Origin of the sequence: Streptomyces griseosporeus (assembly GCF_014656055.1) — a bacterium.
In the GTDB taxonomy this organism is placed as follows: Bacteria; Actinomycetota; Actinomycetes; order Streptomycetales; family Streptomycetaceae; genus Streptomyces; species Streptomyces griseosporeus.
Map to the genome: position 1 here is coordinate 458,886 of NZ_BNBR01000005.1, position 12,902 is coordinate 471,787.

Here is a 12,902-nt window from a genome sequence, read left to right on the forward strand (position 1 = left end):
CCCCGCAGGCCCAGCAGGTCCAGCAGGAGATCGCCCGCGACCTCCAGGTCGCCCCGGCCTTCGACGCCGCCGAGGAGATCGAGCGCCGGGTGGCCTTCCTCGCCGGGCAGCTGACCTCCACCGGCCTGCGCTCCCTCGTCCTCGGCATCAGCGGCGGCGTGGACTCCTCCACCGCCGGGCGGCTGTGCCAGCTCGCGGTGGAGCGGGTGCGGGCGGCCGGCCAAGAGGCCACGTTCTACGCGATGCGGCTGCCGTACGGCGTCCAGGCCGACGAGGCCGACGCCCAGCGGGCGCTGGAGTTCATCCGTCCCGACCGGGTCCTGACCGTCGACGTGAAGCCCGCGAGCGACGCCGCGCTGGAGGCCGTGCTGGCCGGCGGCACCACGTTCCGCGACGCCCACCACCAGGACTTCGTGCACGGCAACATCAAGGCCCGGCAGCGCATGATCGCCCAGTACGCGGTGGCCGGCGCGCACGACGGTCTCGTCGTCGGCACCGACCACGCCGCCGAGGCGGTCTCCGGGTTCTTCACCAAGTTCGGCGACGGCGCCGCCGACGTCGTACCGCTGACCGGGCTGACCAAGCGCCGGGTGCGGGCCCTGGCGGAGGCGCTGGGGGCGCCGGCCGCGCTGGTGTGGAAGACGCCGACCGCCGACCTGGAGACCCTCGACCCGGGCAAGCCGGACGAGGACGCGCTCGGGGTGACGTACGACGACATCGACGACTTCCTGGAGGGCAAGCCGGTGGACGCGGCCGCGTACGAGGCGATCGTGCGCCGTTACCGGCTCACCGAGCACAAGCGGCAGCTGCCCCTCGCGCCCTGAGCGCCGCGCCCCTTCGCGCCCTGACCTGCGGGGCTCACAGCCCCAGGAACTCCGACGACGAGAAGGTGACCGCCGGGCGCGGGCCCAGCAGCCCGGCGGCCGCCCCCGCGTACACGGCCACCGTGTCCCGCGTCTCGCCCCGGTACGTCCGTACGACCAGGTCGTCGCGCCGGTCGCCGTCGAAGTCGCCGACGGCCACCACGCGGGAGGTGCCGGTGGCCGGGGGCGGGACCGTCACCAGGTCCTTGGCGCCCAGGCCCGCCGTGCCGCCCCGGAACACCTTCAGCCGGGAGCCGGACGACACCAGGTCGCTGCGGCCGTCCCCGTCGAAGTCGCCCGCGTCCAGCATGGAGCCGGGGGAGGCGAGGACGGCCCGCTCGGGGGTGGGCAGGTCGTAGCGCAGGGACGTTTCGCCCATGGCGCCGACCGCCGCGTCCAGTGCCCTGCCCCGGCCGAAGTCGCCGAGCGCCACGTCGATGCCGGCCGGCAGGGCCGTGCCCGTACGGGTCGGCCCCTGCGGGCCGCCCAGGACCACCCAGGCGGCGGCGGTGCCCTCGGCGGCGCGGACGAGGAGGTCGTCGTAGCCGTCGCGGTTCACGTCGGCCGAGGGGCCGGTCGGCACATTGGCCGGTGAGGGGATCGGCGGCGCCACGGCACGGGGGTGGCCCTGCCGGGTGAACGGGCCGCGCAGGAAGCTCAGCCGGCCCTCCGAGGCGTGCACCACCAGGTCCCGGGCGCCGTCGCCGTCGAAGTCGCCGCAGACCGGCTGGTCCGGCCAGTCGTTGCCGAAGCGGGCCCGGTCGGGCACGTCGAGGACGACGGCGGTGCCGGTCAGCCCGGCCGGCGAGCCGAACAGCACCTGCAGCGGCACCGGCGGCCGCCCCTGGCCGTCGTACGGCGGGTCCGTCGAGACGATCAGGTCGGTGAAGCCGTCGCGGTCCAGGTCGCAGGACTCCTCGGCGTCGAACACCGCCGGGAGCTGCCCGCCGACCCGGGCGCCCTGCCGCTGCGGCGCGACCAGCTGCCGCGCGCCCGGCGTGAGGCCGTGGGCACCGCCGTAGACCACGCCGATGCCCGCGTCGTCCGTGTGGGCCTGCGCCTTCACCAGGTCGTCGAGGACGAGGTCGCGGTGGCCGTCGCCGTTGAAGTCGTCGGGGACCTTGCTGCCGGTGCCGTGGGGGACGGGGAGGACGGCCGGGGCCTTCATCACGTGCGCCGGCGTCCCCTCGGGGGCCGCGGTGTCCGCGCCAGGGCCGCACGCGGCCAGCAGGCCCGCGCAGACCGTCGCCGCCACGGACATGCCTGCTCTGCGCACGCGCACCGCCCACCTCGTCAGCCCCGTCGACAACACCTGGGCAATCATGCACCTGTTCGAGGGGCGGGGACAGGACGGTGCGTGGACTGGGCCGGGGCGGTCCGCGCGGGGTGCGCGTGGGCCAGGATGGGGTCATGAGCGTAGTGAAGATCAACGTCCTGACCGTTCCCGCCGAGCAGCGGGAGATCCTGGAGAAGCGGTTCGCCTCGCGGGCGCACGCCGTGGAGAACTCCGACGGCTTCGAGTGGTTCGAGCTGCTGCGCCCCGTCGAGGGCACCGACCAGTACCTGGTGTACACGCGCTGGCGGGACGAGGAGTCCTTCCAGGCGTGGATGGAGGGGCCGATGAAGGCGGCGCACCAGGGCGGCGGCGCGGAGGGCGCCGAGCGTCCCAAGCCGGCCGCCTCCGGCTCCACCCTGTGGTCCTTCGAGGTGGTCCAGCAGGCCGCGCCCAAGAACGCCTGAGCCCGGAGATACGACGGCGCCCCCTGCCTGTGCGGGTCAGGGGGCGCCGTCGGGTATCCGGGCGGTGCTGTTACTTCACCGGCTCGGGCTCCGGCGCGCTCTCGCTCTCGGCCTCGCCCGCCGGGTCGACCGGCGTCTTGACGGAGTCCAGGAGCAGCTGGGCGACGTCGACCACCTGGATCGACTCCTTCGCCTTGCCGTCGTTCTTCTTGCCGTTGACCGAGTCGGTCAGCATGACGAGGCAGAACGGGCAGGCGGTGGAGACGATGTCGGGGTTGACCGACAGGGCCTCGTCGACGCGCTCGTTGTTGATGCGCTTGCCGATGCGCTCTTCCATCCACATCCGGGCGCCGCCGGCGCCGCAGCAGAAGCCGCGCTCCTTGTGGCGGTGCATCTCCTCGTTGCGCAGGCCCGGGACCTTGCCGATGATCTCGCGCGGCGGCGTGTAGATCTTGTTGTGGCGGCCCAGGTAGCAGGGGTCGTGGTAGGTGATGATGCCCTCGACCGGGGTGACCGGGATCAGCTTGCCCTCGTCGACCAGGTGCTGGAGCAGCTGGGTGTGGTGGATGACCTCGTAGTCGCCGCCGAGCTGCGGGTACTCGTTGCCGATCGTGTTGAGGCAGTGCGGGCAGGTGGCGACGATCTTCTTCGCCGACTTCGGCTTGCGGGACTCCTCGGTCACCTTGCCGTCGTCGTCCAGCTCCTCGCCGAACGCCATGTTCAGCGCCATCACGTTCTCCATGCCGAGCTGCTGGAACAGCGGCTCGTTGCCCAGGCGGCGGGCGGAGTCACCGGTGCACTTCTCGTCGCCGCCCATGATCGCGAACTTGACGCCCGCGATGTGCAGCAGCTCGGCGAAGGCCTTGGTGGTCTTCTTGGCGCGGTCCTCCAGGGCCCCGGCGCAGCCGACCCAGTACAGGTACTCGACCTCGGACAGGTCCTCGATGTCCTGGCCGACGACCGGCACCTCGAAGTCGACCTCCTTGGTCCACTCCAGGCGCTGCTTCTTGGCCAGGCCCCAGGGGTTGCCCTTCTTCTCCAGGTTCTTGAGCATCGTGCCCGCCTCGGACGGGAACGCGGACTCGATCATGACCTGGTAGCGGCGCATGTCGACGATGTGGTCGACGTGCTCGATGTCCACCGGGCACTGCTCGACGCAGGCGCCGCAGGTGGTGCAGGACCACAGGACGTCCGGGTCGATGACGCCGTTCTCCTCGGCGGTGCCGATCAGCGGGCGCTCGGCCTCGGCCAGGGCGGCCGCGGGGACGTCCTTCAGCTGCTCCTCGGAGGCCTTCTCCTCGCCCTCCATGGTCTTGCCGCCGCCCGCGAGCAGGTACGGCGCCTTGGCGTGCGCGTGGTCGCGCAGCGACATGATCAGCAGCTTGGGGGAGAGCGGCTTGCCGGTGTTCCAGGCGGGGCACTGCGACTGGCAGCGGCCGCACTCGGTGCAGGTGGAGAAGTCGAGCAGGCCCTTCCAGGAGAACTGCTCGACCTGGGAGACGCCGAAGACGTCGTCCTCGCCCGGGTCCTCGAAGTCGATCGGCTTGCCGCCGGAGGTCATCGGCAGCAGGGCGCCGAGGGAGGTCTCACCGGTGGCGTTGCGCTTGAAGTAGATGTTCGGGAAGGCCAGGAAGCGGTGCCAGGCCACGCCCATGTCGGTCTTCAGACCCACGACGATCATCCAGATGAAGGAGGTCGCGATCTTCAGGCCGGCGAAGAAGTACGTGAGGTTCTGCAGGGTGGAGACGTCCAGGCCCGCCAGCGCCTTCACCACCGGGTAGGAGATGAAGAAGGAGGCCTCGTAGCTGTCCACGTGGTGCTGGGCGCCCTCCAGCGCGTGCAGCATGAAGATGCAGACGCCGACGACGAGGATGACGGTCTCGACGAAGTAGGCCTGGCCGAAGTTGGAGCCGGCGAAGCGGGACTTGCGGCCCGGCTTGCGCGGGTGGCTCAGCTGGCGCACGACGATCAGGGTCAGGATGCCGACGACCGTCATGGTGCCGATGAACTCGACGTAGACGTTGTACGGCGCCCACTCGCCGAGGACCGGCAGCAGCCAGTCGGCCTTGAACAGCTGGCCGATCGCGTTGACGATCGTCAGCAGCAGGGTGAAGAAGCCCACCGCCACGAACCAGTGCGCCACACCGATGAGGCCCCAGCGGTTCATCCGGGTGTGCCCCAGGAACTCCCTGACCACGGTCAGGGTGCGCTGTACGGGGTTGTCGGTGCGGGTCCCGGCCGGCACGGGCTGGCCGAGCCGCATGAAGTTCCAGATCTGGAGGAGGGCGCGGCCGAACAGTGCCACGCCGACCACGATCAGGACCAGCGACACGATGATCGCGGCGAGTTGCATTGGGGCTCCTGAGGCGGCCTCGAGTCGAGCACATTACTAAGCGGTAACTTATGCAGTCCGTACGAGACTACCCTCATCCTCCGCTGCAATGTAGCCGGGCGTGCGGTGATCTGTGTCGCTGAGGGTCACCTGATGAGCGGGGCTTCAAGGTGACAGGCGATCGGATCGTGTTATTCGCACTAAATCGGTACATTCGCCACTAATTTATATCCGTGTTCTACGGGATCCTCGCCGCCATCGCCGCACTCTTCCTCTCCGCCGCCCTCGCCGCCCTGCTGCGCGGGCCCGCCCTCCGTCTGGGCATCACCCTGCGCCGCCGGGGTCCGCGCCCGGTGCCCCTGCTCGGCGGGGTCGCGGTCACCCTCGCCACCTGCGCCGTCGCCGCCGCCGGCCACGCGGTCGGCGTCACCCCGCTCGGCGGCCGCACCGGCGCGCTGCTCGCCGCTGGCGCCTCGGTCGCCGCGCTCGGCCTCGTCGCCGACGTGTGGGGGCTGAAGTCCCGGTTCCTGCTCGCCGGTACGGCGGTGGCGGCGGCCTGCGTGGTGCCGTACGAGGAGACCGGCGCCGTCGGCGGGGCGCTGGCCGTCGGGTTCGTCGCCTGCGCCGCGCTCGCCTTCCGCTCCCTCGACCACGCGGACGCGCTGGCCGGGACGGTCGGCGCGGTCACCGCCTTCGGGGTGGGCGCCTGCGCGGCGGCCGAGGCGCTCGACGGGCTCGCGGTGCTGCTGAGCGTGGTCGCGGCGGCGCTGACCGGGTTCCTCACCCACAACTGGCATCCCGGGCGGATCGCGCTCGGCGCCTCCGGCTCGCTGTTCACCGGGTTCGTGCTCGCCGCGGCCGCCGTGCTCACCCGCGGCGGGCACGGCCCGCTCTCCACCGCGGGCGTGCTGTTCTCGCTCACCGCGCTCGCCGCCGTGGACGCCGTCCTCGTCGCCGTCTCCCGGCGGCTGGCCGGACGGCCGCTGCTGAGGAGCGGCCCCGACCATCTCGCCCACCGGCTGCGGCGGCTCGGGCTCACCCCGCAGGGGGTGACCGTGCTGCTCGGTACGGCCGCGTTCGGCGCCGTGGCGGCCGGGGTGCTGGTGCACACCGGGCGGGCCGGCGCGAGCGCCGTGCTGTGGGTGGCCGGGTCGGCGCTGGTGGTCGTGTGCCTGCTGCTGCGCGTCAGGCCGTACGGGCAGAAAAGACCGACATGTACGACCGCCTCCATGACGTCTTCGCAGGTCAGCGCGTCGTTGCGTGTAAGGAACGGATAAGAGTTGAGTCTGGATGACTCAGGTCTGTTGACCCGGCGCGGAGCCTCATGCACACTTGAGCCTGTTCCACTCAAGTCAGCTGGAGGAATCAACCATGGCACGTGCGGTCGGCATCGACCTGGGCACGACTAACTCCGTCGTCAGCGTTCTGGAGGGCGGCGAGCCCACCGTCATCACCAACGCCGAGGGCGCCAGGACCACGCCGTCCGTCGTCGCCTTCGCCAAGAACGGCGAGGTGCTGGTCGGTGAGGTCGCCAAGCGCCAGGCGGTGACCAACGTGGACCGGACCATCCGTTCCGTGAAGCGTCACATGGGCACCGACTGGAAGATCCAGCTCGACGGCAAGGACTTCAACCCGCAGCAGATCTCCGCGTTCATCCTGCAGAAGCTGAAGCGGGACGCCGAGGCCTACCTGGGCGAGAAGGTGACCGACGCGGTCATCACCGTCCCGGCCTACTTCAACGACTCCGAGCGCCAGGCGACCAAGGAAGCCGGCGAGATCGCCGGCCTCAACGTCCTGCGCATCGTCAACGAGCCGACCGCCGCCGCACTGGCGTACGGCCTCGACAAGGACGACCAGACGATCCTCGTCTTCGACCTTGGTGGCGGTACCTTCGACGTCTCCCTGCTGGAGATCGGCGACGGTGTCGTCGAGGTGAAGGCCACCAACGGTGACAACCACCTCGGTGGTGACGACTGGGACCAGCGCATCGTCGACTACCTGGTCAAGCAGTTCCAGTCCGGCCACGGCGTGGACCTGTCCAAGGACAAGATGGCCCTCCAGCGCCTCCGTGAGGCCGCCGAGAAGGCCAAGATCGAGCTGTCCTCGTCCACCGAGACCTCGATCAACCTGCCCTACATCACCGCGTCCGCCGAGGGCCCGCTGCACCTGGACGAGAAGCTCACCCGGGCCCAGTTCCAGCAGCTGACGGCCGACCTGCTGGAGCGCTGCAAGACGCCGTTCCACAACGTCATCAAGGACGCCGGCATCTCCATCAACGAGATCGACCACGTCGTCCTCGTCGGTGGCTCCACCCGTATGCCCGCCGTCGCCGAGCTCGTCAAGGAGCTGACCGGCGGCAAGGAGGCCAACAAGGGCGTCAACCCGGACGAGGTCGTCGCCATCGGCGCCTCGCTCCAGGCCGGTGTCCTCAAGGGCGAGGTCAAGGACGTCCTGCTGCTCGACGTCACCCCGCTGTCCCTCGGTATCGAGACCAAGGGCGGCATCATGACCAAGCTGATCGAGCGCAACACCACGATCCCGACCAAGCGCTCGGAGATCTTCACCACGGCCGAGGACAACCAGCCGTCGGTGCAGATCCAGGTCTACCAGGGCGAACGCGAGATCGCGGCGTACAACAAGAAGCTCGGGATGTTCGAGCTGACCGGTCTGCCCCCGGCCCCGCGCGGCGTCCCGCAGATCGAGGTCTCCTTCGACATCGACGCCAACGGCATCATGCACGTGACCGCGAAGGACCTGGGCACGGGCAAGGAGCAGAAGATGACCGTCACCGGCGGCTCCTCGCTGCCGAAGGACGAGGTCGACCGCATGCGCGAGGAGGCCGAGCGCTACGCGGAGGAGGACCACAAGCGCCGCGAGGCCGCCGAGGCCCGCAACCAGGGCGAGCAGCTGGTCTACCAGACGGAGAAGTTCCTCAAGGACAACGAGGACAAGGTCCCCGGCGAGATCAAGACCGAGGTCGAGGCCGCTGTCGCCGAGCTGAAGGAGAAGCTCAAGGGCGAGGACACCGCCGAGATCCGCTCCGCCACCGAGAAGGTCGCCGCCGTCTCGCAGAAGCTGGGCCAGGCCATGTACGCCGACGCCCAGGGCGCGCAGGCCGCCGGCGGCGCCGAGGGTGCCGGTGCCGGTGAGGCCAAGGCCGACGACGACGTCGTGGACGCCGAGATCGTGGACGACGAGCGCAAGGACGGTGCCGCGTGACGGAGGAGACCCCGGGCTTCGAGGAGAAGCCCGACGTCCCCTCCGGCGCCGCCGGCAACGACGACGCCGAGCCGAAGGCCGCCGCCACGCCTCCCGCGGAGGAGGCGGCGGCCCCGGCCGGGGACGCCAGCGAGACAGTGGGTCTGGTGGCCCAGCTGGACCAGGCCCGCAAGGCGCTCGACGAGCGCACCGCGGACCTCCAGCGCCTCCAGGCCGAGTTCCAGAACTACCGCCGCCGGGTCGAGCGGGACCGCGTCGCGGTCAAGGAGATCGCCGTCGCGAACCTCCTGACCGAACTGCTGCCCGTGCTCGACGACATCGGCCGCGCCCGGGAGCACGGCGAACTCGTCGGCGGGTTCAAGTCCGTCGCGGAGTCGCTGGAGACCGTCGCGGCGAAGATGGGACTCCAGCAGTTCGGCAAGGAGGGCGAGCCCTTCGACCCGACGATCCACGAGGCCCTGATGCACAGCTACGCGCCGGACGTCACCGAGACGACCTGCGTGGCGATCCTGCAGCCGGGGTACCGCATCGGCGAGCGCACCATCCGCCCCGCGCGGGTGGCCGTCGCCGAGCCGCAGCCCGGCGCGCAGACCGTCAAGGCCGAGGAGTCCGACACCGCGGCCGAGGACAAGGAGAACGGTGGCCCGGAGGAGGGCTGACCTGATCACTGAGCGGAAGGAGGGACGTCGAGGGTGAGTACCAAGGACTTCATCGAGAAGGACTACTACAAGGTCCTCGGCGTCCCCAAGGACGCCACCGAGGCCGAGATCAAGAAGGCGTACCGGAAGCTCGCCCGCGAGTACCACCCGGACGCCAACAAGGGCAACGCCCAGGCCGAGGAGCGCTTCAAGGAGATCTCCGAGGCGAACGACATCCTCGGCGACCCCAAGAAGCGCAAGGAGTACGACGAGGCCCGCGCGCTGTTCGGCAACGGCGGCTTCCGCCCGGGCCCGGGCGCCGGCGGCGGCTCCTTCAACTTCGACCTGGGCGACCTCTTCGGCGGTGCCGCCCAGGGCGGGGGCGGCTTCGGCGGCGGCCTCGGCGACGTCTTCGGGGGCCTGTTCAACCGCGGCGGTACGGGCACCACCCGCACCCAGCCGCGGCGCGGCCAGGACATCGAGTCCGAGGTCACGCTCTCCTTCACGGAGGCCATCGAGGGCGCCACGGTCCCGCTGCGGATGTCCTCGCAGGCCCCCTGCAAGGCCTGCTCCGGCACCGGCGACAAGAACGGCACACCGCGCGTGTGCCCGACCTGCGTCGGCACCGGGCAGGTGGCGCGGGGCTCCGGCGGCGGCTTCTCCCTCACGGACCCGTGCCCGGACTGCAAGGGCCGGGGCCTGATCGCGGAGAACCCGTGCGACGTCTGCAAGGGCAGCGGCCGCGCCAAGTCCTCCCGGACCATGCAGGTGCGCATCCCCGCCGGCGTCAGCGACGGCCAGCGGATCCGGCTGCGGGGCAAGGGCACACCGGGCGAGCGGGGCGGCCCGGCGGGCGACCTGTATGTGGTCGTGCACGTCGACAAGCACCCCGTCTTCGGCCGCAAGGACGACAACCTCACGGTGACGGTCCCCGTCACCTTCGCCGAGGCCGCCCTCGGCGGCGAGGTGCGGGTGCCCACCCTCGGCGGTCCGCCCGTCACCCTGAAACTGCCGCCCGGCACGCCCAACGGCCGTACCATGCGCGCCCGGGGCAAGGGCGCGGTCCGCAAGGACGGCACCCGCGGGGACCTGCTGGTCACCGTCGAGGTGAGTGTCCCGAAGGACCTGTCGGGGAAGGCTCGTGACGCGCTGGAGGCGTATCGCGAGGCGACCGCGGGCGAGGATCCGCGGGCGGAGCTGTTCGAGGCCGCGAAGGGAGCTTAGAGAGATGGATGGCCGTCGTCCCCGCCAGCGCGGGGGTTTTCCTCCGTATGAACTGACCGAGGACACCCCGGTCTACGTCATCTCGGTGGCGGCCCAGCTCTCCGGTCTCCACCCGCAGACGCTGCGCCAGTACGACCGGCTCGGCCTGGTCTCCCCGGACCGCACCGCGGGCCGGGGCCGGCGCTACTCGGCCCGCGACATCGAACTGCTCCGCCAGGTGCAGCAGTTGTCGCAGGACGAGGGCATCAACCTCGCCGGCATCAAGCGGATCATCGAGCTGGAGAACCAGGTCGCCGCGCTGCAGAACCGTGTCGCCGAACTCCAGGCGGCGCTGGACGGCGCGGCGGCGGCGATGCAGCAGCGGGAGGCCGCGGTGCACGCCTCCTACCGGCGCGACCTGGTCCCGTACCAGGAGGTCCAGCAGACCAGCGCGCTGGTGGTGTGGCGCCCGAAGAAGGCCAAGGACTAGCCGCTACGGCGCAGGCGCACGACGCGAGAAGGGGCCCGCGGGAGAACCGCGGGCCCCTTCGCATGGGATCAGCTGCCGCTCGGCGGGCTGACCGAGTAGTCGATGTCGGCGACGAACTCCGTGCCGTCCTCCGCGACGAACGCGACCGCGTAGTACAGGGTCGTACCCGTCGGGGCGGTGGTGTCGGTCCAGTGCCCCTGCTTGAGGGACACGGGCGCATCGGTCAGCCGGCCCCACTGGCCCGCCATGCGGTCCCAGCGGTAGACGTGATAGCCGGTCACACCCGTGGGGCGCCCGTACGGGCACCATGGCTCCACGTTCACCCCGCCGTCGCCGGGCGACGCAAGGGTGTAGCAGTCCGCCGAGAGGCCGAGGGACTTCGTCGGCCGCAGGTCGAGCTGCGTGACGGGCACGGAGGCGACGGGCACGCTCCAGTCGTCGACGTCCGGCTCGTCCTTGTACGTCAGGGAGTTGCCGTACAGGTCGGTGGCGACGACGAAGTAGGTCAGCTCCCCGCCCTCGGCCGGCTGGATGAAGGTGACCTGCGTCTTCGACGCGTCGACCTTCGCGGCGTACTGCGGCTGGCTGTCGTCCCCCTCCCGCACGTAGACCTCGTAGTACGCCAGGTCCGCGGCCGTGCTGGGCTGCCAGCCGAGCCGGACGCCGTACTCCAGCGCCTCCGCGGTCAGCCCGGCCACGGCCGGCGGCGGGGTCTCGTCGCCGGGTCGGGTGGCGGTGACCTCCTGGGAGGGCAGGGACAGACGGCCGGAGGTGTCCCGCCGCTGGATCGTGTAGTGGTACGTGCTGCCGTGCCGCCCGGAGGCGTCGGTGCAGCTGTACACGGTGTTGCCGGCGGCGTCGGCCGTGGTCGTCCGGTTGCCGCAGGTGATGGTCTCCCAGCTGCGGGAGCCGTCGGCGGAGGCCGCCGAACGGCGCACGACGTAGTCGGCCGTGTCACCGCCCGCGGGCTCGCTCCAGGACAGCACGACGTCCGTGGCGGTGGTGCCCGCCGTGACGTGCTGCGGCGGGGTGATGGAGCGGGTGCTGCTCACGACGGCGGACTCGGAGGCGTTGCCGAGCGCGTCGAGGGCGCTGACCTTGTAGTCGTAGGCCTTGTAGTAGGCCGCGGAGGTGTCCGTGTAGGTCGTGCCGGTGATCTCGGCGAGCTGCGTGAAGGTGCTGCCGCCGCTCTCCCGCCGGTACACCCGGTACTTGACCGCGTCGGCGGAGGCCGTCCACGACAGGTTGTTGGAGTCCGTGACACCGGTCGCGGTGAGCGTCGGCGCGGCGGGCGGCGTGTAGTCCTTCGTGGGGACGGGACCCTGCTCGGCGCTGCCCCAGGACTCGTTGCCGTTCTTGTCGTAGGCGCGCACCTGGTAGTAGTACGTCTGCCCCGTCATCGGGGTCTTGTCGTCGTACTGCAGGGCGGACGTGGTGGCCACCCGGGTCCAGGCGGTGGAGCCCTCGACCCGGCGGTAGACGCGGTACCCGGCGAGGTCGGTGTCCTTGTTGGCCGCCCACTTCAGCGTGCTGGTCCACTGGGTGAGTTCCCCGGCCCAGTAGTCGAAGTAGGTCACGACCGGCGTGCCCGGCCGGGTGCGGTCGACGGTGGTCACGGGTACGTCGGCGGTGCCGTAGGACTCGTTGCCGGCCTTGTCGAGCGCGCGGATCTCGTAGTAGTAGGCGGAGCCGGTCTGGGGCAGGGTGGTGTCGGTGTACGACGTGCCGGTGGTCGTCGTCATCCGCACCCAGGTGCTGGTGCCGGCCTGGCGCCGGTAGACCCGGTAGCCGGCGAGGTCCATCTCCTTGTTCTTCGCCCAGGTGGCCTGCGCCTTGTTCGCGACCTTGTCGTAGCTGACCGCGAGCCCGGTCGGCGCGAGCGGCTTGACCTTGTCGTAGGTCGCCGAGGTGATGGGCGTGTAGGTGAACTTGACGGCGGCGACGCCGGTCCAGTTGGCGTAGTCGACGCGGAGGGTGTGCTTCCCGGCGGGGAGGTTGAGGTTGACCGTCTTGGAGACGGTCGTGTTCGTGCCCTTCCACAGGTCGATCTTGCGGTAGCCGTCGAGGTAGACGCGCATGCCGTCCTGGCCGCGGACGGTCAACGAGAAGGGTCCGCCGGAGCCGAAGTCGCGGGTCACCGTCCAGCGGACGCTGAAGTTGTCGGCGGGGACGCCGGTGGCGGGGGAGCCGGACCAGTACTCGTCGACACCCGCGTCGCAGTCCGAGCGCTTCGGTGTGCCGGAGAGCGTGGTGTTCGCGAAGAACTGCCGGCTGTACGTGGGGGAGGCGCAGGTCGCCGCGGAGGCGGGGGTGACGGCGACCGTGGTGATCAGGCCGCCGGCGGTGGCGAGCACGACCGATGCGGCGGTGGCCGTGCGTCTGGCTCGGTTCATGAAGTCCTTCGATGAGATGCGTCG

At 71.0% G+C, this 12,902-nt stretch carries 10 protein-coding genes; 7 read left to right on the top strand and 3 right to left on the bottom strand.

Annotation, left to right across the window (positions count from 1 at the left end):
• The first annotated feature begins 29 nt into the window (after window positions 1-29).
• Window positions 30-824, top strand: a complete 795-nt coding sequence (gene nadE, locus IE308_RS25170) for an NAD(+) synthase (protein ID WP_229909134.1) — start codon at window positions 30-32, stop codon at window positions 822-824.
• 34 nt (window positions 825-858) lie between these two features.
• Here the strand turns inward: nadE and IE308_RS25175 are convergent, their stop codons facing one another.
• The gene (locus tag IE308_RS25175; protein ID WP_190219848.1) at window positions 859-2,124 is read right to left on the bottom strand and encodes an FG-GAP repeat domain-containing protein; all 1,266 of its coding nucleotides are present in this window, start codon (window positions 2,122-2,124) and stop codon (window positions 859-861) included.
• A gap of 149 nt (window positions 2,125-2,273) precedes the next feature.
• Between IE308_RS25175 and IE308_RS25180 the strand changes: the two genes are divergently transcribed.
• Window positions 2,274-2,603, top strand: a complete 330-nt coding sequence (locus IE308_RS25180; RefSeq protein ID WP_110636809.1) for an antibiotic biosynthesis monooxygenase family protein — start codon at window positions 2,274-2,276, stop codon at window positions 2,601-2,603.
• A gap of 70 nt (window positions 2,604-2,673) precedes the next feature.
• Here IE308_RS25180 and IE308_RS25185 read toward each other — a convergent pair whose 3' ends face one another.
• Window positions 2,674-4,956, bottom strand: coding sequence for a (Fe-S)-binding protein (locus IE308_RS25185; protein ID WP_110629383.1), 2,283 nt, complete (start codon window positions 4,954-4,956; stop codon window positions 2,674-2,676).
• A 212-nt stretch (window positions 4,957-5,168) separates the two neighbouring features.
• On the opposite strand from IE308_RS25185, the gene IE308_RS25190 reads away from it, so the two are divergent.
• From IE308_RS25190 to IE308_RS25210, 5 genes are all read left to right on the top strand, one after another.
• A complete protein-coding gene (locus tag IE308_RS25190; protein ID WP_190219657.1) occupies window positions 5,169-6,212 on the top strand; it encodes an MraY family glycosyltransferase in 1,044 nt (347 codons plus the stop codon).
• A gap of 94 nt (window positions 6,213-6,306) precedes the next feature.
• Window positions 6,307-8,154 carry a molecular chaperone DnaK gene (dnaK, locus tag IE308_RS25195; protein WP_110629385.1) on the top strand — a complete coding sequence of 616 codons (1,848 nt, stop codon included), beginning with the start codon at window positions 6,307-6,309 and terminating at the stop codon, window positions 8,152-8,154.
• Window positions 8,151-8,813: a nucleotide exchange factor GrpE gene (gene grpE, locus IE308_RS25200; protein ID WP_110629386.1), complete on the top strand. Its 663-nt coding sequence runs from the start codon at window positions 8,151-8,153 to the stop codon at window positions 8,811-8,813. The genes dnaK and grpE overlap by 4 nt, the downstream gene beginning before the upstream one ends.
• 33 nt (window positions 8,814-8,846) lie before the next feature.
• On the top strand, window positions 8,847-10,016 hold the full coding sequence (gene dnaJ, locus IE308_RS25205; protein ID WP_110629387.1) for a molecular chaperone DnaJ: 1,170 nt from the start codon (window positions 8,847-8,849) through the stop codon (window positions 10,014-10,016).
• Window positions 10,017-10,020: 4 nt separating this feature from the next.
• Entirely contained in the window at window positions 10,021-10,485 is a 465-nt protein-coding gene (locus IE308_RS25210; RefSeq protein WP_110629388.1) for a heat shock protein transcriptional repressor HspR, read from the top strand.
• Between the two features lie 68 nt (window positions 10,486-10,553).
• Here the strand turns inward: IE308_RS25210 and IE308_RS37045 are convergent, their stop codons facing one another.
• Window positions 10,554-12,878, bottom strand: a complete 2,325-nt coding sequence (locus tag IE308_RS37045) for a PA14 domain-containing protein (protein WP_229909046.1) — start codon at window positions 12,876-12,878, stop codon at window positions 10,554-10,556.
• Window positions 12,879-12,902 lie beyond the last annotated feature (24 nt).

Excerpts from the sequence above, each read along its gene's own strand:
- IE308_RS37045 (WP_229909046.1), bottom strand. The coding sequence starts at position 12,878 with ATGAACCGAGCCAGACGCACGGCCACCGCCGCATCGGTCGTGCTCGCC.
- IE308_RS25210 (WP_110629388.1), top strand. The coding sequence starts at position 10,021 with ATGGATGGCCGTCGTCCCCGCCAGCGCGGGGGTTTTCCTCCGTATGAA.
- IE308_RS25175 (WP_190219848.1), bottom strand. The coding sequence starts at position 2,124 with ATGTCCGTGGCGGCGACGGTCTGCGCGGGCCTGCTGGCCGCGTGCGGC.
- dnaK (WP_110629385.1), top strand. The coding sequence starts at position 6,307 with ATGGCACGTGCGGTCGGCATCGACCTGGGCACGACTAACTCCGTCGTC.
- IE308_RS25180 (WP_110636809.1), top strand. The coding sequence starts at position 2,274 with ATGAGCGTAGTGAAGATCAACGTCCTGACCGTTCCCGCCGAGCAGCGG.
- IE308_RS25185 (WP_110629383.1), bottom strand. The coding sequence starts at position 4,956 with ATGCAACTCGCCGCGATCATCGTGTCGCTGGTCCTGATCGTGGTCGGC.